The sequence below is a fragment of the Shimazuella sp. NTD248 genome (genome assembly GCF_059510395.1).
The window spans coordinates 55030-77019 of the sequence record NZ_JCAJZT010000007.1; the positions used below are offsets into that span (position 1 = coordinate 55030).

The following is a 21990-nucleotide window of genomic DNA, read 5'->3' on the forward strand; positions in this document are numbered from 1 at the left end:
TTTTTTGTTGACAATACTTGCAATATAACATATATTAAAGATATTAGTTATCTATGATGTAGTTAAAATCATGCAATACAATACGGTGTTTTTTGCTTTTTTTTGTTTTAATCAGCGATAAATGATGTCTATAATATCCTTTATAGATGTGGAGGTTATGTATCATGAGTAAACAATACGAAGCAGCAGTGATTGGTGGAGGATTGGCTGGTTTAACTGCGGCTATTTATCTAGCAAAAGAAAACAAATCTGTGGTTCTCTTTGAAAAAGCAGCAAGATTAGGTGGCTACGCGCAGACGACTGAAAAAAATGGTGCATTGTTTAACTTTGGTCCTCATGCCATGTATGAAGGAGGCGCTGCACTTCAAATTTTGACGGAATTGGACTGTGTACCAGCAGGTGGGTATGCGAAGAAGACAAACAGCGGTCTTATTGGCATAAAAGAAGGAAGGATTGTACATATGCCAATTGATTTGACGGAAGAAGAGAATTTAGAATGGACACAGTTAATGGGAAGTTTAAAAGATATAAGCGTAGAAGAAATAAATAATGTAAATTTAAAACAATGGGTGGAAGAAAACGTACAACATAACCAAGTAAAACATTTTTTCTATGCTTTATGCCGCCAGTGGTCGTATTGCGACAGTCCAGAAGTGTTAAGTGCAGGTTATGTCCTGCGTCAAGGACAGCTCGCTGGAAATGGTGTGCGCTATGTAGAAAAAGGTTGGCAAACGGTAGTAAACATATTAGAGGCAAAATCCTTGCTATTAGGCGTGGAAATTCATACCAATAGTAAAGTAAATAAAATAGATATCCAAAATAATGCTGTTACAGGTGTGCTATTTGCAGATGGAACAAAAGTACTCACTCAAAATGTCATAACTGCCCTAGGACCTATGGAGGCAAGTCGTCTTGTTCCTGAGTCACAAAATATTAGTATGGGAGCTTGGAATGCCAATTCCCGTCCGCTGTATGCTGCGACGCTGGATGTTGCATTGAAAAAACTGCCTCATCCTGATCGAGTGTTTGCTATTGGATTAGATCAATCCATTTATTTCGGTGTGCATTCCTTATCTGTCTCCCTGAGCAATAATGGTGCTCATGTTTTACATGTTTTAAAGTACAACGATAATAATACACAGACAGATCCAAAAGCAGATAAGCAAGAATTGATGGAGATTTTGGAGTTGCTGCAACCAGGATGGGAAGAAGAAGTTGTTGCAACAAGGTATTTGCCGAAAATACTAGTTGCAAATGATACGCATACGGTTTCCCATCATGGAGCTGGTTCTGCACCTGATCCATCCGTACCTGAAATAAAAGGTTTGTATGTCGCTGGTGATTGGGTTGGGAAAGAAGGCCGATTAGCAGACAGTTCGATGGCAAGTGCAAAACTAGCAGCACAACATATTTTACAATCTAAAAAGCAAGAATCCTCTATTGCTTAAGAGGATTCTTGCTTTTATTTTTCTCCCCATCGTTCGACTGTGCCTGTATCGATTCCAAAAAGGTCAAGTGCACGTCCAACGGTATGGTTTACAATATCTTCTAGCGTATTGGGGCGAATATAAAAAGCAGGGACAGGTGGTGCGATGATGCCGCCGCTCTCTGTTATGGCCAACATGTTTTTAATATGGGCAGCAGTAAGTGGTGTTTCTCGAAGCAGAAGAACTAATTTTCTCCGTTCTTTCAGTGCTACATCAGCAGCACGAGTTAATAAATTATCAGTTATGGTATGAGCGATAGCAGACATTGTTTTGATCGAACATGGTGCTACGATCATGCCCATATTATGAAAAGACCCACTGGAGATAGCAGCCCCTACATCTTGAATCCCATAGTTCACATCTGCTAAGCTGCGTAATTCTTTTACACTCATATCTGTTTCATAATGCAGGGTCATCTCAGCTGCTTTGGACAAAACTAAGTGGCTCTCAATCTCTAGTTTCTTTAAAACTTCTAGTATGCGTATCCCATAAATAACACCGGTTGCTCCACTGATTCCAACAATTAGTCGTTTATGTGTCGTCATATTTGAATCCTCTTTCGTTTGTATGTCAAGATATTGTTATTATAGCAACATTTCTTTACTGGGACCTAAACTCACATTAGTAAGTTTTCTTTTTCTCTATGAAAATTATTTTAAAAAATATTTTTAGGTATATCGATTTTGTCATTTGAGAGGCAAGGATGACATATAAGAGAAAATTAGTGAAAGAGGGTGTACTGCTAGCGACAGATTCCTTTCAACCTAGTGCTACTGGCATGAGAGTATCGTATTCTTCTCATCTCGATGAACCAAAAGTTCAAGTAGGTTCTTTCTCCTTAGATAGGACATCGTGGATGACGGAATATATCATAATTGATGTTGAAACAGAGAAAGAGGCTTTAAAATGGGCGTTACAGATGCCAGTGCGGTTTCCAAAATGTAAATTCATTCTTTACAAACCCATGATAATACAAATAATATTCTGCTTTTAGTAAAATGAAGAAAACACATTGTCGTATGCACAATGTGTTTTCTTCAATCGAGTCGTGGATGAAAGACAATCCGCATTTCTGAAACTACAGGGAGAGGAGCTATTTCTTCTTCCGTTTCCTCTTCTTCTAAGAAATGGCTCATATATATCCATTCAGGCTGAATCATTCCAAGGGCAATCCAGTATTTATTTGCAGCAGGCTCTTTAAGCGTCATTTTTTATTTTCCTTACATATGTTTTTGTAGAAATCTACATGAATGCAATTACAGTATATGTAAGGGAGCTTGGGCAGATGCAGAGTTAATTTGATTGATCATAGGAGAAGCGCAACCACTTGGGATAATGATTTTTTAATATTCCTCCGGCACCTTTCCCCCATCCTAGAGCATATCCATCGATGGTTACAAGTGTCCAAGCTTTGTGAGCTGTTTGGACTGTTTCTCCTTGTAAAAAACGATATAATTCGCTATCCCTAGTGTGATACGATTGAACTTGTTTTACCGAATTGGGCTGGAGTGACATAGCCCAAGCATGAGAAGGAAGAAAGCGATTTTTTCGTATTTCCCCCAAGTATCTGCCTGGTTGTGCAACTTTACACTTATCCAGATTGGGGAGATCAAGTGGCGCCTCATACAGATGATCTCCATAGAGTACCATATTCCCTGAAAAAGAGACTGTCTCTACAAATGTATCTTCTGTAAATGCTTTAAGAATAGAAGAAATTTGTTTGGGAATACGTGTATTTTTTGCGCCTTTCTTTGATTTTTTTTCGACTTTATCCTCTTCTACACCCTGCTTTTTTTGTAGTACTGCTAAAAAATGTCCCTCTCCCCGCAGCAAATGGGGCCATAAGCGACTCGTCCTAGCAGTGGCAGCTGTTAATCCATTTTGAAAATGTTGGTGGCTAGGAACTTCCATTAATTCAAACTCAGGATGGTTTTGAAGGAAATTCTCCAAAGTGTATTCATTTTCTCGGCGATTAAAAGTACAAGTGGAGTAGACTAGTCGACCGCCGGGTTTTAACATTTTAGCAGCTTCTGTTAGGATATATTGTTGTAGGTCAGCACATTTCTCACTGTTTTTGATACTCCAATGTTCACACGCCTCTGGGTCTTTTCGAAACATTCCTTCACCTGAGCACGGTGCGTCAACCAGAATACGGTCGAAATAAGCAGTGAACCGCTCACTGAATCGATGCGGTTGTTCATTTAAAACGACAGCGTTTGTCACTCCAAAACGTTCTAGATTGCTGATGAGTACTTTACATCGTTTTCCATCTACTTCATTTGCAACAAGAATGCCCTCTCCATTCATCTTAGCAGCGATCTGGGTCGTTTTTCCTCCTGGAGCAGCACACATGTCGAGAATTTTTTCACCCGGTTTTGGTTGCAGAGCTTCAACAGGTGCCATTGCACTTGGTTCTTGAATGTAATAAAGACCTGCTGCGTGATAGACATGTTTTCCAGGTCGAGTACTTACAGGAAAATAAAACCCATTTGAGCACCATGGGATCGGTTCCAAGTGAAAAGGGATCATGTTTTCAAGCGTTTTTGGTGAAACTTTCATTATGTTGGTTCTTAGACCTTTGACAGCAGGTTGCTCATAAGTAGCTAGAAAGTCGTCAAATGTATCGTTTAGTTCTTTTTTTATTTCTGTTAAGAAGTCTGTAGGCAGTACATTCATCATTGATAACTCCTGTTTTTTTATCTGAAAATATTATTACTTAAAATCGTGGAGGCAATAAAAATGAGTTATTCTTTACGTTCTCTTCAATGGTTTATTTTTTTAATTGCCAATGGGCTCGCTGTACCTATTGTAATTGGACAATTATATCATTTATCTCCTACAGAAGTAGCAGAATTCATTCAGCGAACATTTTTTGTTATTGGTATCAGTACTTTTCTTCAAGTTGCTTTTGGACATCGACTTCCTTTAATCGATGGACCAGCAGGAATATGGCTTGGAATATTTGTCGTTATGGGGCAAATCGCAGCGAACAAAAATACGTTGAATTCCTTGACAGGTATGCTTGCCGTAGCAGGTGTTGTACTGATGATATTTGGATTCACTGGTTTACTCAGTAAAATGTTAGTCATTTTTACTTCTATAGTGACAAGTACGTTTTTGGTTTTGCTTTCTCTGCAATTAAGTGGTGTATTTTTAAAGGGAATGCTTGGAATTACTTCTGATATTACTTATTTTCCGCTAAAAGAAGCAGCAGTAGCCATCTTTATTTTTGTTTTGGTATTTGTTTTATCGATGTGGGGAAAAGGTTGGATGAAAACCTATAACGTACTGATTGGTATTGCATTTGGGTGGATTTGTTTTTTGATCATTGGTGCTCCAAGCAAAGCGATGGGTACACATGCTTTATTTTCTATTCCGCAAGTTTTTGCATGGGGTATTCCTCAATTTGATTTAGGAGGAATCGTTTCTGGAGTCCTGATCGGTATTGTTCTCATGTCCAATACAGTGGCAAGTATTGCGGCCTTGAATCAAGTTGTCCCAAAAGAACAAAGAGCTGATAAAAAAGAATTGAACCAGTCAGGTTGGATTGGGGGGATTTCTCATCTTGTGTCTACACTTTTTTCTACTATAGGAATGGTATCCTTAACGGTTACAGCAGGCTTTGTAAAGACAACAAATCAAACGAAAACAAATGTATTAAAAATAGCTTGCATTGCCTTAGTCATTTTGTCTTGTTTTCCTCCTATCATGTCTCTTTTATCCCAGTTACCCAGTCAAATTGCGTATGCTGCTATTTTACCATCATTTGCGCAGATGTTTGCAATTGGCATACGAACACTAGTGAATGAAAAATTGGATGATCGTAGAGTCACCATCTTTAGTTTATCCGTATCGTTAGGGGTCGGGATTATGTTTTTACCTCTTCCGGTCTTTCAAAAATTTCCTTCGGTGGTTCAATACATTTTTGGAAATGGATTGTTAGTAGGTGTGATAATTGTAATTTTGCTTGATCAATTGTGGAAGAAGAAAACCATGTGAAAGAAAGCACAAGATGAGTGAAAAGTCAAAAAGAAAAGATGCAAACTTTAGGTATAGTTGGATACAATATAGGTAGCAAGATTATTTCCACTTGGTGGATTTCATTCACCTCTAGGAGGGAGCCTGGATGACGGTGTCAAAACCATGGCTACACCAATATCCGCCTCAAATCCCTAAAACATTATCTTATCCAGATGTAGCCCTGACCGCATTGTTGACTGATGCTGTAACGCAATATCCGGACAGAGAAGCCATACATTTTTTAGGTAAGAAAATTTCTTATCGGACTTTATTGGATGAAACTTATCGTTTTGCGGAAGTTTTGAAAGAAATAGGAGTAAAAGCAGATGATCGAGTTGCTATCATGCTGCCTAATATCCCACAAGCAGTTATTTCGTATTATGCTAGTTTGTTTTTAGATACAGTTGTCGTTCAAGTAAATCCGATGTATACAGAGCGTGAATTGCTCCACATATTGACTGATTCAGGAGCAACTTCGCTCATCTGTCTCGATATTCACTTTGATAGAGTCGAAAAAATTTACTTGCAGACAAATTTACAGCGAATCATTGTAACAAGTGTCGCTGAATATTTGCCACTTCGCAAAAAATTACTCTATCCGCTTACCCAAACATCATTGCCAAAAATTCCTCGAGAAGATCACGTATATCTTTTTCAAAATTTGCTCCACTTGGTTCCTTTTGCAAATCCCGTTCAAACATCTAAACAAGCCGATGATTTAGCTTTATTGCAATACACCGGTGGAACCACTGGTTTAGCAAAAGGCTCTATGTTAACACATCGGAATTTGGTCGCAAATGCTCATCAAGCATCAGCTTGGATGTATAAGACAAGAGAAGGACAAGAAAAGATCCTTGGTGTTTTGCCGTTTTTTCACGTTTATGGGATGACAGCTGTGATGAATTTGGCGATTAAACTTGCTGCGACCATGATCTTACTTCCGAAATTTGATCGTGATCAAATTCTCAAGACCATTGCCAAAGAGAAACCGACTATTTTTCCTGGCGCACCGACGATGTATGTTTCATTGATCAATCATCCTCGAATTCATAAGTACCAATTAAACTCCATCGACGCATGTATCAGTGGTTCTGCACCATTGCCAATTGAAGTACAGGACAAATTTGAGCAACTCACAGGAGGTCGATTGGTAGAAGGATATGGATTGACGGAAACATCACCAGTTACGCACACCAATTTAATTTGGGATCGAAAAAAAAGTTCTACGATCGGCTTACCTTGGCCAGACACGGAATGTCGAATCGTTTCGATGGAAACAGGGGAAGAATTAGCTCCTGGGCTTATTGGAGAACTTCAAATACGCGGACCACAAGTGATGAAAGGCTACTGGAACCGACCAGAAGAGACTGCCCAGGTGATCAAAGATGGTTGGCTATTCACTGGAGATATGGCGAAAATGGACGAAGAGGGTTATTTTTATATAGTAGATCGACGAAAAGACCTCATCATCGCAGGTGGATTTAATATATACCCGAGAGAAGTAGAAGAAATATTGTACGAACATCCTGCTGTAGATGAGGCGGTCGTAATTGGAGTCCCTGATGCTTATCGGGGAGAAACAACAAAAGCTTATATCGTAGTCAAAAAAGGAATGTCTATTACATCTTCGGAACTCGATAAGCATTGCCGGACTAATCTAGCAAGTTTCAAAGTTCCTAGACTCTATGAGTTCCGAGATGAACTGCCAAAGTCTTCCATAGGTAAGATTTTAAGACGAGTATTACAAGATGAAATAAAAGCAGAGAAGAAGAATTAGTCCAGCGAAATACTGGGATTTTTTATCTTCGATATTGGGAGAAGCTGGACAATTAAAAACAAAGCCTTTCTAAATAATGGAAGGGCTTTTGTTATCTAGTTTTAAGAAATTTTTTTGTCATGAATCGTTTTAACTGCTGCCAAATAATACTTCTCAATTTCTTCTAATCTTGTTGCTGCCTCGTTCGTAATCATTGTTTTGTCCCACTCATAAACATAAGTTCCTAGCTTGTAGTGCTCTACAAATTCCTGATCTTCTTTTGACAACTCAGATGGTCCAACGCCTGCTTCTTCATTGCCTTTGAACCAATTCCAAACGCTTGTATCATGTCGTAAATTATACATAAGTCCTACTAGTGGTGGTAGATTAGCCATTTTCATCCTATTTTTTATAAATAGTTTTATAAATATCATAAATTAATTGTAAGCTTCAAGGTCAAAAATATTATATAATTTCAAGGGGCTATTATTGGAGTAGCAGGGATATAGTTATCTTACATGGAATATATAATTATACCTAAAATTGTAAATAAAGCATGGTAAAGTTGTTTATTAACAAAACTTATAACTAATTTCACAAATACTTTTCTTTTAAGGGGCAACAATGAATCAACATCTCAGTCGTCGATCGTTTTTAAAGCGGTCGTTGCTTGGTTTGCTCAGTCTTATTCCTTTGACAGCTGGGTATAGTTATGGAATAGAACCTAGGTGGTTAGAAGTCGCAGAGAAATCCATATGTCTTCCGCGGTTAGCTTCAGCGTTTGAAGGGATGCGGGTTGTAGTATTTGGTGATTTGCATGTTGGATTTCATATGAACGCAAACGATGTGTCTGACGTAGTTGCCAAAGTAAATGCTTTAAAACCTGATTTATTGTTATTTACTGGTGATTTGGTAGACGACGAACAAGACGTTCTTTTTCCAATCCTCTCTCATCTTCAAAAGTTACATGCCCCATTTGGAAAATTTGCTGTTCTTGGAAACCATGATTATCAAGGGGACCTAGTTGCACCAAATCTTGAACACATTGGTTTCCATGTTCTCCGAAATAGGCATCATTTGATCAAAAAAGGACAGGATACGTTAGTGATCGCAGGTGTAGAGGATATGTTGATGGGGAAGCCCTCTTTATATCAATCAATCGAAGGAGCACCTGACACATGTACGTTACTGCTCTCACATTGTCCCGATTTTGTATCCAATATCACAACAAATAAAGTGGATTTACAAATATCTGGTCATAGTCATGGTGGGCAAATACGATTTCCATTTCTCGGCGCTATGATTACCCCTCCAGGCGGGAAAAATTATATTGATGGCTTTTATTCGTTAGAAAATACGAATGTATATGTGAACAGAGGGATTGGCACTACCATATTACCCTTTCGGTTTAATTGTCGACCGCAGATTTCAATCTTACATTTATCTCGTACATAACTTTACCAAATCAAACTTCTGTATCGACAAGGATGAATTTTGCTGTGAAATTACTTCGGATTGCTAAATATATGAGGATAGAATAAAATTCTAATTAGTGTAAATGGCCGGATTGCAAGGAGGAGAAAGATAATGGGGTCCATTCGTGCTTTAGGCAAGTTTATGAAACCTTATAGAGGGATTGCGATACTCGGACCGCTGCTGATGGTATTAGAAGTTGCCATGGATTTACTTCAACCTACTATTATGCAACATATTATTGATAATGGTATCGCAAATCAAGATACGGGTTATGTGATTCGTATGGGTATTTTGATGATTGTAGCTGCATTGATCGGACTGGTTGGCGGTTTAGGGTGTATTTTTTTCGCGACGAAAACTGCTGTAAATTTCTCGGGAGATGTGCGCCTTGCGGTATTAAGTAAAATTATCAATTTTTCTGGGGAAAATCGTGAACGGTTTGGTGCAGGCAAATTAATAACGAATGTCACCAATGATATTGTTACCATTCAAACTGCACTTACGATGACATTGCGTGTACTTGTCAGGGGACCATTTTTGTTTCTTGGAAGTATGGTAATCGTTTTGTTTTCTTCCAAGGGGCTTTCACCTGTTTTATTTGTGGTTGTACCTGTATTGTTGATTACAGTCTTTTTTATTGCTAATAGGTCAAGTCGAATGTTTCAAAAAGTACAAGAAGCGATTGATAAAGTGAATACGAAGTTACAAGAGAATTTAGCTGGTATGAGAGTAATTAAAGCATATGTGCAGCAAAAGCAAGAAATACAGCGGTTTGCTGGAGTCAATAATAAACTGACGAAAGCAAACCGTTCGGCAGTACAAGTGATCTCTATCATGATGCCTGTGATCATGCTTGTCATTAACGGAGGAATAATAGGAACTTTATGGCTAGGTACTTATAAAGTTGCTGATAACAGTATAGAAGTTGGAGCAATACTCGCTTTTATCAATTATTTGATGTTAATTTTGATGGCACTTATGCAAGTCAGTATGGTTTCGATTCTCATCACACGTGCTGTTCCTTCAGCAGCAAGGGTACAAGAGGTATTGGATACAAAAATAACGATCACCGACAAGTCAGATAATTATGAGCCAAGTAGGGTAAAGGGCCAAGTAGAGTTTCGAAATGTTTCCTTTAGCTACAGTAAAAATGAAGAGCAAGTATTAAAAAATATTTCTTTTTCCGTGCAAGCTGGCGAAACAGTTGGCATTATCGGTTCTACTGGAAGTGGAAAGTCAACACTAGTAAAGCTTATCGCGAGGTTGTATGATGTTGATTCTGGTGAAATTTTACTCGATGGAATCAATATCAAACAGTATAATCTTCATGCCTTGCGGTCTTCTATTGGTTTCGTAACCCAAAAAGCTACGTTGTTTTCTGGTTCTATTCTGGAAAATATTCAGTTTGGAAATGAAGAAGTAGAGCAGTCTGAACTACAAGCTGCTGCTGATGATGCATGTGCTTCAGAATTCATCAATCGATTGGAAGATGGCTATGAATACACGCTTACTCAAGGAGCTACGAATTTGTCTGGAGGTCAAAAACAACGGCTATCCTTAGCGAGGGCTTTTGTCCGTTCTGCTTCTATCTTAATTCTCGATGATTCAACATCTGCTGTAGATGCAAAATCGGAAGAAACCATTCAGGCTGCCCTGCGTAAGTCTACCAAGCAGACTATTTTTTTAATCGCATCGAAAATTTCTTCCCTTATGGATGCAGATAAAATTTTAGTACTGGAAGACGGTGAATTAGTTGGTTTAGGAAGTCACACTGATTTAATAGCTACTTGTGAGGTGTACCGTGAAATTTATCAATCTCAAGGTGGTCAGATTGATTTTCTAGCAGAGACAGGAGGGAAGAGCTAAGATGAGCGAAACAACAGGAACACGATCCGCTTCAAACCAGCGTTTTGGATTTCGTGGTGGTGGTCGATTTGGCGTGCAAATGGAAAAGCCAAAAGATGCACGAAATACTGTAAAACGCATATGGAAGTATTTGGGAGAACAAAGTATAGGCTTATTTGCTGCTATTGTTCTAGTTTTACTCACATCCTTACTCGGTTTGCTCGGACCTTATTATATAGGAGTAATTATTGATAAGTATATCATCCCTCAAGATGTTAATGGCTCTGTACGAATGATTCTCTTTTTGGCGGGGATTTACTTGCTTACTACTGCTCTAACATGGCTGCAAACTTATATTATGATCAATATTTCTCAGAAAAGCATTAATCAGTTGCGATATGATCTATTTGTAAAGCTGCAAACTCTATCACTGCGTTTTTTTGATAGCCGTCCGCATGGTGATCTGATGAGTAGAGTGACAAATGATATAGATAATCTCAATAGTGCTCTTTCGCAAAGTGTTACGCAAGTGCTATCCTCCATTATCTCTATTGTCGGGGTAATGATTGCCATGTTTTCGTTGAATTGGATATTGGCAATCATCACATTACTGATTGTGCCTTTAATGATTCTTTCTACAAAGAAAATATATGAGTATAGCAGCAGCAGTTTTATTAAAAGGCAAAGAGATATTGGTGAGTTAAATGGTTTTGTAGAAGAAAAGATCCAAGGTGCAGAAGTAGTCACACTCTATGGAAAAGAAGCTCAAACCATCGAACAATTTCGTGAGATTAATGACAGATTGCGTGAATCTGGCAGACAGGCAGACACTTTTTCAGGATTTATCAATCCGATTATCAATTTTATCAATAACTTAGGTCTAGGGCTGGTGATTGGGGCAGGTGCACTACTCGTATTGCATGAAAGCATAACGATTGGGATTATCGCATCGTTTGTGAGCTATTCCAGACAGTTTTCTCGACCAATCAGTCAGATTGCAACATTATTAAATACGATTCAATCCGCCATTGCTGGTGGTGAACGTGTTTTTGAAATCATGGATGAAGTGCCTGAAATGAAAGATAAAGAAAATGCGTTAACCGTAGAGAAATTTCGGGGGGAGGTTAACTTTCAGCATGTTTCCTTTGGCTATCAATCGGATCAATTTGTTTTAAAGGATATCAATTTGCAAGCAAAAACTGGAGAAATGATCGCACTTGTTGGCCCGACTGGTTCGGGGAAAACTACGATTGTGAATTTATTGACAAGATTTTATGATATTCAAACTGGTCAAATTTCCATTGACGGTAAAAACATTAAAGACTATCGAATCGATGATTTACGAAAAAGAATCAGTATCGTGTTGCAAGATACCTATCTGTTTTCTGGTACAATCCTTGAAAATATTCGTTATGGCCGGCAAGACGCCACTGAGGAAGAAGTAAAAAATGCTGCAAAGATGGCTTGGGCGCATTACTTTATCAAGCATCTGCCAAAACAATATCAGTCTGAAATCGTATCAGGAGGAACCAATCTCAGCCAAGGACAACGTCAATTGATCGCCATCGCTAGAGCAATACTCATGAATTCGGATATCCTTATTTTGGATGAGGCTACTTCTAACATCGATACCCGAACTGAACTTCACATTCAGCGTGGATTAAAAAATCTTATGGCAGGTCGTACCAGCTTTGTCATTGCTCACCGCTTAAAAACAATCGAGAATGCCGATGAGATTTTAGTGATTCATCAAGGGGAAGTAATCGAACAAGGAACCCATGAGGAATTATTGAATAAAAGAGGATTTTATCAAGAGTTATATACTACACAGTTTGAAATCTGAGAAAAATTTTAGCTCAGTTCCTTTTTTTGGGAGCTGAGCTAAATGTATTTTCCTGTTCCTTTTGCTTTGGTGTTTATCAAGGGTTTGACCAAGTTGCTAAGGAAAAAATACAATTTACATTGTTTTCTTTTTTTGTTTGACAATGAAAACATGTGTTTATAAAATTGAGATAGAAAATGAATCACCATTCAGCAAAGAAAGGAATAGGGGAGATGGCAAAACGGACTAGTCAGAAATATGATGCCATCTTAGAAGCATCTATTCGTGTTATTGCTAAGTATGGCTATCATCGAGCGCAAGTGTCTAAAATTGCAAAAGAAGCATGTGTGGCAGATGGAACCATTTATTTATATTTTGAAAATAAAGAGGATTTATTGATTTCGATTTTCAGGGAAAAAATTGGTAATTTTATTTGTTTAGTCAAACGGAAAATTTCTACTGCAAAAGATGTAAAAGAACAGTTATTTCACATTATTGCTTTGCATTTGGGTTACTTAGAAACAAATCCATTGCTAGCTGTAGTAGTTCAGATGGAAATACGCCAGTCTGATCCCTATGTTCGCAAAGAGATTGCTGAATTGATGCAAGCATACTTAAACCTTATTGAGCATGTAATGGAACAAGGCAAGAATTCAGGTGTTTTTCGTTCTGATTTGGATGTGCGTTTGGCACGAAAGATGATCTTTGGAACATTAGATGATCTTGTAACTTCATGGGTTATCCATCAACAAAAATATTCCTTACAAGCATTAGCAAAACCAGTTTACCAGATGTTTGTAGACGGGATTACTGCGAAAAAGGGGGATTAACATGAATTTTCTAGTCTGCTTAAAACAAACCTTTGATACAGAAGAGAAAATCGTGTTAAAAAATGGACAGATAAGTGAAGAGGCTGTTGAATTTATTATTAATCCGTATGATGAATATGCCATAGAAGAAGCAATTCGCTTAAAGGAGAAGCATGGTGGAGAAATAACAGTACTTACAATAGGTCCAGACCGAGCGGAACAAGCTCTGCGTTCAGCTTTAGCAATGGGAGCGGATAAAGCGATATTAGTAGAAACGGAAGAGCTGGAAGTAGAATTAGATGAACATAGTATCTCCCAAGTTATTTATGCTGTATTACAGGAACAAGACGATGAGTTTGACTTGATATTGTGTGGTTATATGGCAGTAGATGATGGTTCTGCACAAGTAGGACCACGACTTGCGCAATTGTTGCAAATTCCTCATGTATCTACCATTACTAGCATTTCGCTGAATGGAAAAAATGTTGTCATGGAAAAAGATGTGGAAGGTGATACAGAACATATTCAGACAACATTACCCTTATTAGTAACCACTCAACAAGGATTAAATGACCCCAGATATCCTACCATTCCCGGCATTATGAAAGCCAAAAGAAAACCATTAACCCGCTATGAACTCGATGATTTATCCCTTTCAGAAGAAACAATCCAATCCAAAACAATTCAAAAGGAAATATTTTTACCATCCAAAAAGACCGCTGGCCTGATTTTGACTGGAAGTATAGAGGAACAGGTTACTTCTTTAATAGAGAAATTGAATAAAGAAGCAAAGGTTTTATGAAGGAGGGGATCAGATGAGCAAGAAAGTGCTTGTCTTTGCGGATCGAAAAGAAGGGCAGTTGCGTCAAGTTACACTGGAAAGTATTTCAGCTGCACGCACGATTGTAAATGATGGTGAAGTGGTGGTAGCCTTACTTGGCTCAGATGCGAGAAAAGAAGTAGATACTCTTGCACATCATGGAGCTGATCGTGTTCTTCTAATTGAAGACAGCCAATTCGATACGTATATAACTGATGCATATTTTTTTGCATGGCAGCAAGTCATTGATGGAGAAAAACCAGACTTTATTGTAACAGGTCACACAACAGTAGGGAAAGATGTGTCTCCTCGGATTGCTGCCCGTTCTTCTTTTGGATTGATATCAGATTGTATATCTATTGAACGGATTGGGGATGAAGTTCTATATACGCGTCCCATTTATGCAGGGAAAGCTTTTGTCAAAAAGAGTTTTCGAGCTGGCGTACAATTTGTTACTATTCGCCCAAATAATATACCCCTTCTCTCTGTCGATCCATCACGCTCTGCACAGATAGAAGAACATACTGTTCCCATAAAATCTGATTTGTTGCGTACAATTGTGACAAATGTGGTGAAAAAAGCTACGGCGGGTATCGATTTATCGGAAGCTAGAATCGTCGTTTCTGGTGGAAGAGGAGTAAAAAGTGCAGAAGGTTTTAAGCCATTGCAAGAATTAGCAGAAGTCTTAAACGCTGCCGTAGGAGCATCGAGAGGAGCATGCGATGCTGGCTACTGTGATTATGCGCTGCAAATTGGTCAAACGGGAAAAGTTGTTACTCCTGATCTGTATATTGCTTGTGGTATTTCAGGAGCTATCCAACATGTAGCAGGGATGTCTAGTTCCAAAGTAATCGTGGCTATAAACAAAGACTCCGATGCTCCTATCTTTCAGATCGCTGATTATGGGATTGTAGGCGATTTATTTGAAGTGGTTCCATTGTTAACCAAAGAGTTAAAAAAACTCCTTCCTCCTGCATAAACTGCTTCGGATCGCGAAATAGTTGATATTTCGTATAAAAGTGATATACTAACTTATGAAATGTAAGTACCATTTAGGAGGAATTACCAATGGCAATCGTTGAAGTAACAGATAAAGATTTTGGCACAAGTGTTGAAGGTGCAGAAAGCGGAACCGTTCTAGTTGATTTCTGGGCTCCATGGTGTGGTCCATGTAAAATCATTGCTCCTATTTTAGAAGAAGTAAACGAAGAGATTGGCGAGAAAGTGACCATCGCAAAATTAAATGTAGATAACAACCCAGAATCAGCTAGCAGATTTGGTGTGATGAGTATCCCTACTCTGATGGTTTTTCAAAATGGAGAGATGAAATCCAAATTGGTTGGACTTCAGCCAAAAGAACAGTTGATTCAATGGCTGGGTGAATATATGTAAAAGGAGAGAAGTGTCCGGGTAACGGGCACTCTTTTTGTATGCATGATTTTCTATTTTGAGGCAATTCTTTATTCTTCAATAATGATATACTACTTATTGCAGTATACATATACTCGGGAGGAAGAAGAAATGGCTCTAATAGAAGGAACAGATCAAACTTTTGCAATAGATGTAGAAGGGGAAAAGGATCGAAAGGTTTTGGTTTATTTTTGGGCTCCATGGTGTCCTCCATGTAAAGTCCTAGGTCCAATCATAAAGGAAATAGATGAGGAAATTGGCGATAAGTTAAAGATTGTAAAAATAAACGTCGATGACAATCCTGAATCAGCTGGTAATTTTGAAGTAATGAGTATTCCAACATTGATCGGTTTTCAAAATGGAGAGATGAAATCCAAATTGGTTGGACTTCAGCCAAAAGAGCAGTTGATTCAATGGCTAGATGAGATGTGAAAACGAAAAAGTGTCCTTGTGGGCACTTTTTTATGCTAAAAAGAGGTGAGGACATGAATTTGCTAGAAAAAGCAATTTTGATTGCTACGAAAGCACATGCAGGACAAGAAGATAAGGGAGGACAGGCGTATATCCTTCATCCTTTAGCCGTTATGTCACGTGTTCTTTCTACTGATGCAAAGATAGTAGCAGTACTACATGATGTGATCGAAGATACACCCATCACCATTGAAATTTTGCAGAAAGAGGGTTTTCCTGTCCATATAAGAGAAGCTATTTTGGCAGTAACGAAGCAAGAAAAGGAAACATATGAAGCCTTTATAGAGCGAATTGCTCAAAATAGTTTAGCGGTAGAAGTAAAGTTGGCGGATTTAGAAGAGAATATGAACTTAGATCGTATTCCACAGGTTACTTCAAAAGATAAAGAGCGCTTTTTTAAGTATCAGCAAGCATATAACCGCCTAAAAAGCTTGATTTAGCTGCCTATTGGTGGGATTTGTATAGATGTCGTAAAATAGAAAGGAGAACAAGTGAGGGAGAAACACATGTTAAAAGAAAAATTGAGTTTACTGCCAAATCAACCCGGTTGTTATCTGATGAAGAATAACCAAGCGGAAATCATATATGTGGGGAAGGCGAAGAACTTACGCAATCGTGTTCGTTCTTATTTTTCTGGTTCCCATGATGCGAAGACAACTCGACTAGTGATGGATATTGTCGATTTTGAATATATCGTAACATCAAGTGATCTTGAGGCATTGATACTCGAATCCAATTTGATCAAAAAACATCATCCGCATTACAACATCATGCTAAAAGATGACAAGTCTTATCCTTATATACAGTTGACCAAAGAGAGGCATCCGCGGCTGCTTGTTACACGAAAATTGGTCAAAGACGGCTCTAAATATTTTGGTCCTTATCCCAATGCTGGTGCTGCACAGCAGACGAAAAGGTTACTCGATAGGCTTTTTCCACTCCGAAAATGTACGACATTACCTAAACGTGTTTGTCTCTATTACCATTTGGGACAATGCTTAGCTCCTTGTGAATATGAAGTATCGGAAGAACAATATGAGGAATGGACACAGAAGATCACTCGTTTTCTAGGAGGAAATCATCCAGAATTAAAGAAAGAATTAAGTCAACAAATGCATGAAGCTGCCGAGTCTCTACAATTTGAAAAAGCAAAAGAACTACGTGATTTGATTAACGATATCGATACTTTAATGGAAAAACAACATGTTTCCCTTGCGGATCAAGTAGATCGAGATGTGTTTGGTTATTATGTGGAAAAAGGCTATTTGAGTGTCCAAGTATTTTTTATCCGGCAAGGAAAACTCTTGGAGAGAAATGTCTCTATTTCTCCGCATTTCCAAGAGCCAGAGGAAGATTTTCTCAGCTTTGTTGGGCAGTTTTACTACGATGCCCCTGCTTTACCAAAAGAGATTGTCTTACCAAATGGAATAGATGAAAACTTAGTATCTGGACTCATCCCAGAGGGAAAAATTGTGATCCCTCAAAGAGGCACCAAACGAAAATTAGTGGAAATGGCAACAGAAAATGCAAAGATTGCCCTTTTGGAGAGGCTCCGTTTGATGGAACGCGATGAGAGTAAAACCACTTTATCTCTTACTCAATTAGCCGATGCAATTGGGATGGACTTGCCGAAACGAATAGAAGCATTTGACAATTCCAATATTCAAGGAACAGATCCAGTATCAGCGATGGTCGTATTTATCGATGGGAAGCCAGCCAAAAAAGAATACCGTAAATACAAAGTTCGTACCGTAGAAGGTCCAGATGATTACGAAACAATGCGTGAAGTAGTCCGACGTCGTTACACAAGAGTTTTAAAAGAAAACTTACCTCTGCCTGATCTGATTCTCATTGACGGTGGAAAAGGTCAGTTAGCAGCAGCCTTAGATGTATTGGAAAATGAATTAGGACTTGCTATCCCAGTTGGAGGTATGGCAAAAAATGAGAAACACCAAACGGCAACTTTGATTATGGGAGAGCCACCTTCGGAAGTTCCATTGAAACGGGGAACGGATGGATTTTACTTATTGCAACGCATTCAAGATGAAGTTCACCGTTTTGCCCTGTCCTTTCATCGGCAGACGAGAAGCAAAAGCTTTCTCCAATCCAAGCTCGATGGGATTCCGGGTGTTGGAGAGAAACGTAAACAGCAACTTTATCGGCATTTTGGTTCGATGGATAAGATACAAGCAGCGAGTATAGAAGCTTTACAAGAAGCAGGAATCCCAGCGAAGTTGGCAGAAGCGATTAAACAGCACCTAGTGACAAAGGAGAGGTAAAAGACATCCCCCTCGATCTGATTCTGATTGGAGCGAACCAAGGGGGATGGCACTTTGATATTGATTTTATTTTAACGGACTCTTTGTAATTTGCAAATGAGATTATGTATGAAGTGAGATAAACATTTTTATTTCGGAGATGAAAATACATAAGAGATGTAATTAACCTAACCATGAGTATATGTTTTCTGTTGTTTGCTAGCCTTAAAGCTATCAATTATAATTAATAGTATTAAGATTTTATGAGCAAAGGAGGGATTCTTATTATTCCTCAAACAATTTCTAAGCGTCCACCTGGCAGACCTAAGAGAAACACAAATAGTGATTTAAAAGATACAGAAAAACTCATTTTATTTCATGCTGGTCGTCTATTTATGAAGAGTGGCTATGCAGCTGTTTCCATCAGTATGATCACAGGGGAAGTAGGTATTACCAAGCCTACTTTGTATCATTATTTTCCAGATAAAGAACTTTTATATGCAGCGGTTCTATGTGAACGCTTAGAGCGTGTTCGTGCAGAAATCATGAAAAGTATGGAGAACAATCTGGGCATGAGAGAAAAGCTGTTTTCTTTGGCGTACGGTTTTTTTAAATACGCTTCCATGTGCATATCCACATTGATGAAAGATGTTAATGAGCATTTGTCCGCTGATCTAATCCGTAAAGTACATTTAGCATATGAGCGGTCTATCGCCACACCTCACCGCAATATGATTCGAGAGGAGATGAAAAGGGCTGAGTTACAAAATCAGTTAGATTGTGTTGATTTGCTAACGGATGTATGGCTCGGTTTGCTTGATTCGTTGTCCCAACAAGCATTTGCAAGAAAACAAGATGAGGCTGCACTTACACGGCTGAGTTTGACGGTAGTCTCTGTCTTTTTAGATGGAGTTGCCTAAATCATAAGCTTCTGTGAGGGGGAACGAAAATGGCTAGAGGAGTGGTAATTGGGGGTGGACTATCCGGTCTGGTTTCAGCTGCTATCCTATCTGCGCGTGGACATGACGTAGTACTGCTCGAAAAACAGCCAAAACTTGGTGGGAAAATCCAAGAGTTACAGCTAGATGGTTATCATTTTGACTTTGAACCTTCGATGATTACGATGCCTTGGATTTTTGAGAGAGTCTTTCGAGAAGCAGGTAAGACAATCGATCCAAAACTTCGTTTTATTCCATTGGCTGTAAATAGCCGGAATTTTTTTGAAAGTGGGACGATCATCGATCTTACATCTGATCCTGACTACATGATGGATCAAATGAGAGAGTTCTCTCCTGAAAATAGACAAGGTTTTATTGACTATTTGATGGAATCCGCGAGGTTGTATGAAATTGCAGATGCGAAATTTTTCGAGAATCCTAACATTAATTGGTCTGATTTTCTATCTTTTCCTTGGTTGAAATCGTTTCTATCCGTATATCCGCATCTGACAATGGATGCTTTTCATAGAAGATTTTTTGATGATCCACGTTTATTGGCAATGATGAATCGCTATGCGACTTATGTTGGCTCTTCCCCTTACCGTGCACCAGCAGCACTAGGTTTTTTTGCTTATCTGGAATTGGTACAAGGTGTTTATTATGTGGAAGGCGGCAACTACCGTTTAGTAGAAGCTTTTGAACGATTGGCATCGGAATTAAATGTTCATATTTTCCATGAAACACCAGTACAACAAATTATAGTGAAAGATGATTTTCGGTTTGAGGTGAAAACGGAAAAATATTTGTGGGATGCTGATTTTGTTATCTCTAGCGTGGATTCTATTACATTACAAAATTTGATGAAAGCACGTCAGCAAGAAACTAAAGTGAATTTGGAACAGAGTTCTTCTGGCTTTTTGTGCTTGCTCGGAGTAGATAAGAAATATAAACATTTGCATCATCACAACTATTTCTATCCACTAGATCATAGTCGTCAATATGTGGATATCTTTGAACAAAAAGAGTGGTCATTGACCCCTGCATTACATGTTGCTTTTTCAGGGCATTCGGAATCGTCACGTGCAAATCAGGGAAGTAACCTAGCGATTTATGTCAACGTACCCTCTTATGATAAAAATCATCGTCTGCATCAAGCATCTTACTATGATTCCTATCGAGACTTTATTGTACATTGGTTAGAAACAAAGCTAGGCTTAGCTGATTTGGGGAAATCGGTCGTGACCCAAAAAGTATATGGACCGAGAGAATTAGAGGCAATGATTGGTACAAAACATGCTGTCATTGATCGAGTAAATGCAAGTAGTTTTTTTCAACCGAATATAAAGGATAAAAGTGTTGAAGGACTTTATTATACAGACAGTAGTACACATATCGGTGGAAGTATTGTGATGTCTGTGATAAATGCATTAAATACGATTCCATTGGTTGAAGAGGACCTCACAAAAAAAGATAAAAAATGGTCTACTTTGTTGGAATACTAAAGACAAAAAAAGGGAGCAGGTAGCATAACCAAACCTGCTCTTCTTATTTGTTAAAACGTTTCTGCGACCTTAGCTGATTTTTCGATTCCTTGCTGAATAATTTCCTCTTTGCGATCTGGATATTGGTTATGTCCCTCTGTGATGACAGTTGTGATGTCAGTAACACCAAACAGCTGCAAGTTCGAAAGAACCAAATTAACTGCCATTTCGGTAGTAGCTCTCTCTCCAGAGTAATCTCCACCACGTGCATTTAGAATGACAACTTTTTTATCAGTTGCAAGACCGATTGCTCCTTCAGGAGTAAAGCGGAATGTCGCTCCAGCTCTATTTAAATAATCAAAGTAAGTATGCAATACACCTGGAATGGTTTGATTCCACAATGGAAAAGCAAATACGATTTTTTCAGCGGCTAAAAATTGATTTAAATATTTGTCCGCTGTTTCTACAGCAGTTTGTTCTTCTGGAGTCAATTCATATCCTTGACCTGCTTTAAAAATACCAGTGAGCATTACGTTATCATAATAGGGGAGATGTTCTTCGAATAAATCTAATTCAATGAATTCATCATTTGGATATTGTTCATGATAGCTTTGTACAAATGCATCATACATTTGTACGCTGACGGCTTGATCACTAGGACGATTGTTTGCTTTTATAAATAATATTTTGGACATGATATTTCTCCTTAAATGAGTTATTTATTGTTTTTAGTCAATTTTTCATTTTGCATTCAGCTTTAAGCCCGAATTTGTTTATACTTTTCATTGACAATATCCCAATTGATTATTTGGAAAAAGGCAGCAACATAATCTGGTCTTTTGTTTTGATAACGCAAATAATAGGCATGTTCCCAAACGTCTAATCCCAATATAACTTGTTTTCCAGTCATCAACGGGTTGTCTTGGTTAGGTGTATGTACAATCTCTAAACCGTTTTCATCTGCTACTAACCATACCCACCCAGATCCGAATCGACCAAGAGCTGCTTTGGTAAATTCATTTTGAAAAAAATCGAAGTTGGTAAATTGATCATCAATTGCTTCCGCAATTTCATGGACAGGTTGTTTTGAAACGCCAGGGGTGAGAATTTCCCAGAATAAACTATGATTGTAATGTCCTCCACCATTGTTTTGGACAGCGGTTTGAATGGAAACAGGCAGTTCATTGATATTTTGCAACAGTTCTTCTAATGATTTATTTGCTAATTCTGGATGATTTGCGAGCGCTTCGTTCAATTTATCTACATAAGTTTGATGATGCTTCCCATGATGAATCAGCATAGTTTCTTTATCGATATGGGGTTCAAGAGCTTCAGGTGAGAATGGTAGTGCAGGTAAAGTAAAACGGGACATAGTCAATCTCTCCTTATTTTTATAC

Annotated in this window: 22 protein-coding genes; 16 read left to right on the plus strand and 6 right to left on the minus strand. The window is 38.4% G+C overall.

Going from position 1 to position 21990, the window contains the following annotated elements; all coding sequences use genetic code 11:
• Positions 1-164 precede the first annotated feature (164 nt).
• A complete protein-coding gene (locus AC5WOE_RS15490) occupies positions 165-1448 on the plus strand; it encodes a phytoene desaturase family protein (protein WP_496052951.1) in 1284 nt (427 codons plus the stop codon).
• Positions 1449-1462: 14 nt separating this feature from the next.
• On the opposite strand, the gene AC5WOE_RS15495 is transcribed toward AC5WOE_RS15490, so the two are convergent.
• Positions 1463-2032, minus strand: coding sequence for a UbiX family flavin prenyltransferase (locus AC5WOE_RS15495; protein ID WP_496049371.1), 570 nt, complete (start codon positions 2030-2032; stop codon positions 1463-1465).
• Positions 2033-2190: 158 nt separating this feature from the next.
• Between AC5WOE_RS15495 and AC5WOE_RS15500 the strand changes: the two genes are divergently transcribed.
• Positions 2191-2481 (plus strand): YciI family protein, encoded by a 291-nt coding sequence (locus AC5WOE_RS15500; protein WP_496052952.1) that lies wholly within the window; start codon positions 2191-2193, stop codon positions 2479-2481.
• Positions 2482-2524: 43 nt separating this feature from the next.
• Here the strand turns inward: AC5WOE_RS15500 and AC5WOE_RS15505 are convergent, their stop codons facing one another.
• Positions 2525-2695 carry a hypothetical protein gene (locus AC5WOE_RS15505; protein ID WP_496049369.1) on the minus strand — a complete coding sequence of 57 codons (171 nt, stop codon included), beginning with the start codon at positions 2693-2695 and terminating at the stop codon, positions 2525-2527.
• Between the two features lie 85 nt (positions 2696-2780).
• Positions 2781-4163 (minus strand): RsmF rRNA methyltransferase first C-terminal domain-containing protein, encoded by a 1383-nt coding sequence (locus AC5WOE_RS15510; protein ID WP_496052953.1) that lies wholly within the window; start codon positions 4161-4163, stop codon positions 2781-2783.
• Positions 4164-4226: 63 nt separating this feature from the next.
• Between AC5WOE_RS15510 and AC5WOE_RS15515 the strand changes: the two genes are divergently transcribed.
• Both AC5WOE_RS15515 and AC5WOE_RS15520 read left to right on the plus strand, forming a co-directional pair.
• Positions 4227-5486 carry a purine/pyrimidine permease gene (locus AC5WOE_RS15515; protein WP_496049367.1) on the plus strand — a complete coding sequence of 420 codons (1260 nt, stop codon included), beginning with the start codon at positions 4227-4229 and terminating at the stop codon, positions 5484-5486.
• A 127-nt stretch (positions 5487-5613) separates the two neighbouring features.
• The gene (locus tag AC5WOE_RS15520) at positions 5614-7284 is read left to right on the plus strand and encodes an AMP-binding protein (RefSeq protein WP_496049366.1); all 1671 of its coding nucleotides are present in this window, start codon (positions 5614-5616) and stop codon (positions 7282-7284) included.
• A 101-nt stretch (positions 7285-7385) separates the two neighbouring features.
• On the opposite strand, the gene AC5WOE_RS15525 is transcribed toward AC5WOE_RS15520, so the two are convergent.
• Entirely contained in the window at positions 7386-7658 is a 273-nt protein-coding gene (locus AC5WOE_RS15525; protein ID WP_496052954.1) for a hypothetical protein, read from the minus strand.
• Positions 7659-7887: 229 nt separating this feature from the next.
• Between AC5WOE_RS15525 and AC5WOE_RS15530 the strand changes: the two genes are divergently transcribed.
• The 12 genes from AC5WOE_RS15530 (at position 7888) to AC5WOE_RS15585 (ending at position 20614) form a co-directional block, all read left to right on the plus strand.
• Positions 7888-8718, plus strand: coding sequence for a metallophosphoesterase (locus AC5WOE_RS15530; RefSeq protein ID WP_496052955.1), 831 nt, complete (start codon positions 7888-7890; stop codon positions 8716-8718).
• A gap of 132 nt (positions 8719-8850) precedes the next feature.
• The gene (locus tag AC5WOE_RS15535) at positions 8851-10605 is read left to right on the plus strand and encodes an ABC transporter ATP-binding protein (RefSeq protein ID WP_496052956.1); all 1755 of its coding nucleotides are present in this window, start codon (positions 8851-8853) and stop codon (positions 10603-10605) included.
• Position 10606: 1 nt separating this feature from the next.
• Positions 10607-12427 carry an ABC transporter ATP-binding protein gene (locus AC5WOE_RS15540; protein WP_496049362.1) on the plus strand — a complete coding sequence of 607 codons (1821 nt, stop codon included), beginning with the start codon at positions 10607-10609 and terminating at the stop codon, positions 12425-12427.
• Between the two features lie 212 nt (positions 12428-12639).
• Entirely contained in the window at positions 12640-13236 is a 597-nt protein-coding gene (gene fadR, locus AC5WOE_RS15545; protein WP_496049361.1) for a fatty acid metabolism transcriptional regulator FadR, read from the plus strand.
• Between the two features lies 1 nt (position 13237).
• Complete coding sequence (locus AC5WOE_RS15550; protein ID WP_496052957.1) at positions 13238-14017, plus strand: electron transfer flavoprotein subunit beta/FixA family protein; 780 nt, start codon at positions 13238-13240, stop codon at positions 14015-14017.
• Between the two features lie 13 nt (positions 14018-14030).
• Complete coding sequence (locus tag AC5WOE_RS15555) at positions 14031-15014, plus strand: electron transfer flavoprotein subunit alpha/FixB family protein (RefSeq protein ID WP_496049359.1); 984 nt, start codon at positions 14031-14033, stop codon at positions 15012-15014.
• An 89-nt stretch (positions 15015-15103) separates the two neighbouring features.
• Positions 15104-15427 carry a thioredoxin gene (gene trxA, locus AC5WOE_RS15560; protein WP_240874681.1) on the plus strand — a complete coding sequence of 108 codons (324 nt, stop codon included), beginning with the start codon at positions 15104-15106 and terminating at the stop codon, positions 15425-15427.
• A gap of 129 nt (positions 15428-15556) precedes the next feature.
• The gene (trxA, locus tag AC5WOE_RS15565; RefSeq protein ID WP_496049358.1) at positions 15557-15877 is read left to right on the plus strand and encodes a thioredoxin; all 321 of its coding nucleotides are present in this window, start codon (positions 15557-15559) and stop codon (positions 15875-15877) included.
• Positions 15878-15930: 53 nt separating this feature from the next.
• The gene (locus AC5WOE_RS15570) at positions 15931-16356 is read left to right on the plus strand and encodes a GTP pyrophosphokinase (protein WP_496052958.1); all 426 of its coding nucleotides are present in this window, start codon (positions 15931-15933) and stop codon (positions 16354-16356) included.
• Positions 16357-16422: 66 nt separating this feature from the next.
• Positions 16423-18195, plus strand: coding sequence for an excinuclease ABC subunit UvrC (gene uvrC, locus AC5WOE_RS15575; RefSeq protein WP_496049356.1), 1773 nt, complete (start codon positions 16423-16425; stop codon positions 18193-18195).
• 242 nt (positions 18196-18437) lie between these two features.
• Complete coding sequence (locus AC5WOE_RS15580) at positions 18438-19094, plus strand: TetR/AcrR family transcriptional regulator (RefSeq protein WP_496049355.1); 657 nt, start codon at positions 18438-18440, stop codon at positions 19092-19094.
• Between the two features lie 29 nt (positions 19095-19123).
• Positions 19124-20614, plus strand: coding sequence for a phytoene desaturase family protein (locus tag AC5WOE_RS15585; protein WP_496049354.1), 1491 nt, complete (start codon positions 19124-19126; stop codon positions 20612-20614).
• 50 nt (positions 20615-20664) lie between these two features.
• Here the strand turns inward: AC5WOE_RS15585 and AC5WOE_RS15590 are convergent, their stop codons facing one another.
• Both AC5WOE_RS15590 and AC5WOE_RS15595 read right to left on the minus strand, forming a co-directional pair.
• Positions 20665-21288 carry an FMN-dependent NADH-azoreductase gene (locus AC5WOE_RS15590; RefSeq protein ID WP_496052959.1) on the minus strand — a complete coding sequence of 208 codons (624 nt, stop codon included), beginning with the start codon at positions 21286-21288 and terminating at the stop codon, positions 20665-20667.
• A 62-nt stretch (positions 21289-21350) separates the two neighbouring features.
• The gene (locus AC5WOE_RS15595) at positions 21351-21965 is read right to left on the minus strand and encodes a superoxide dismutase (RefSeq protein WP_496049352.1); all 615 of its coding nucleotides are present in this window, start codon (positions 21963-21965) and stop codon (positions 21351-21353) included.
• Positions 21966-21990 lie beyond the last annotated feature (25 nt).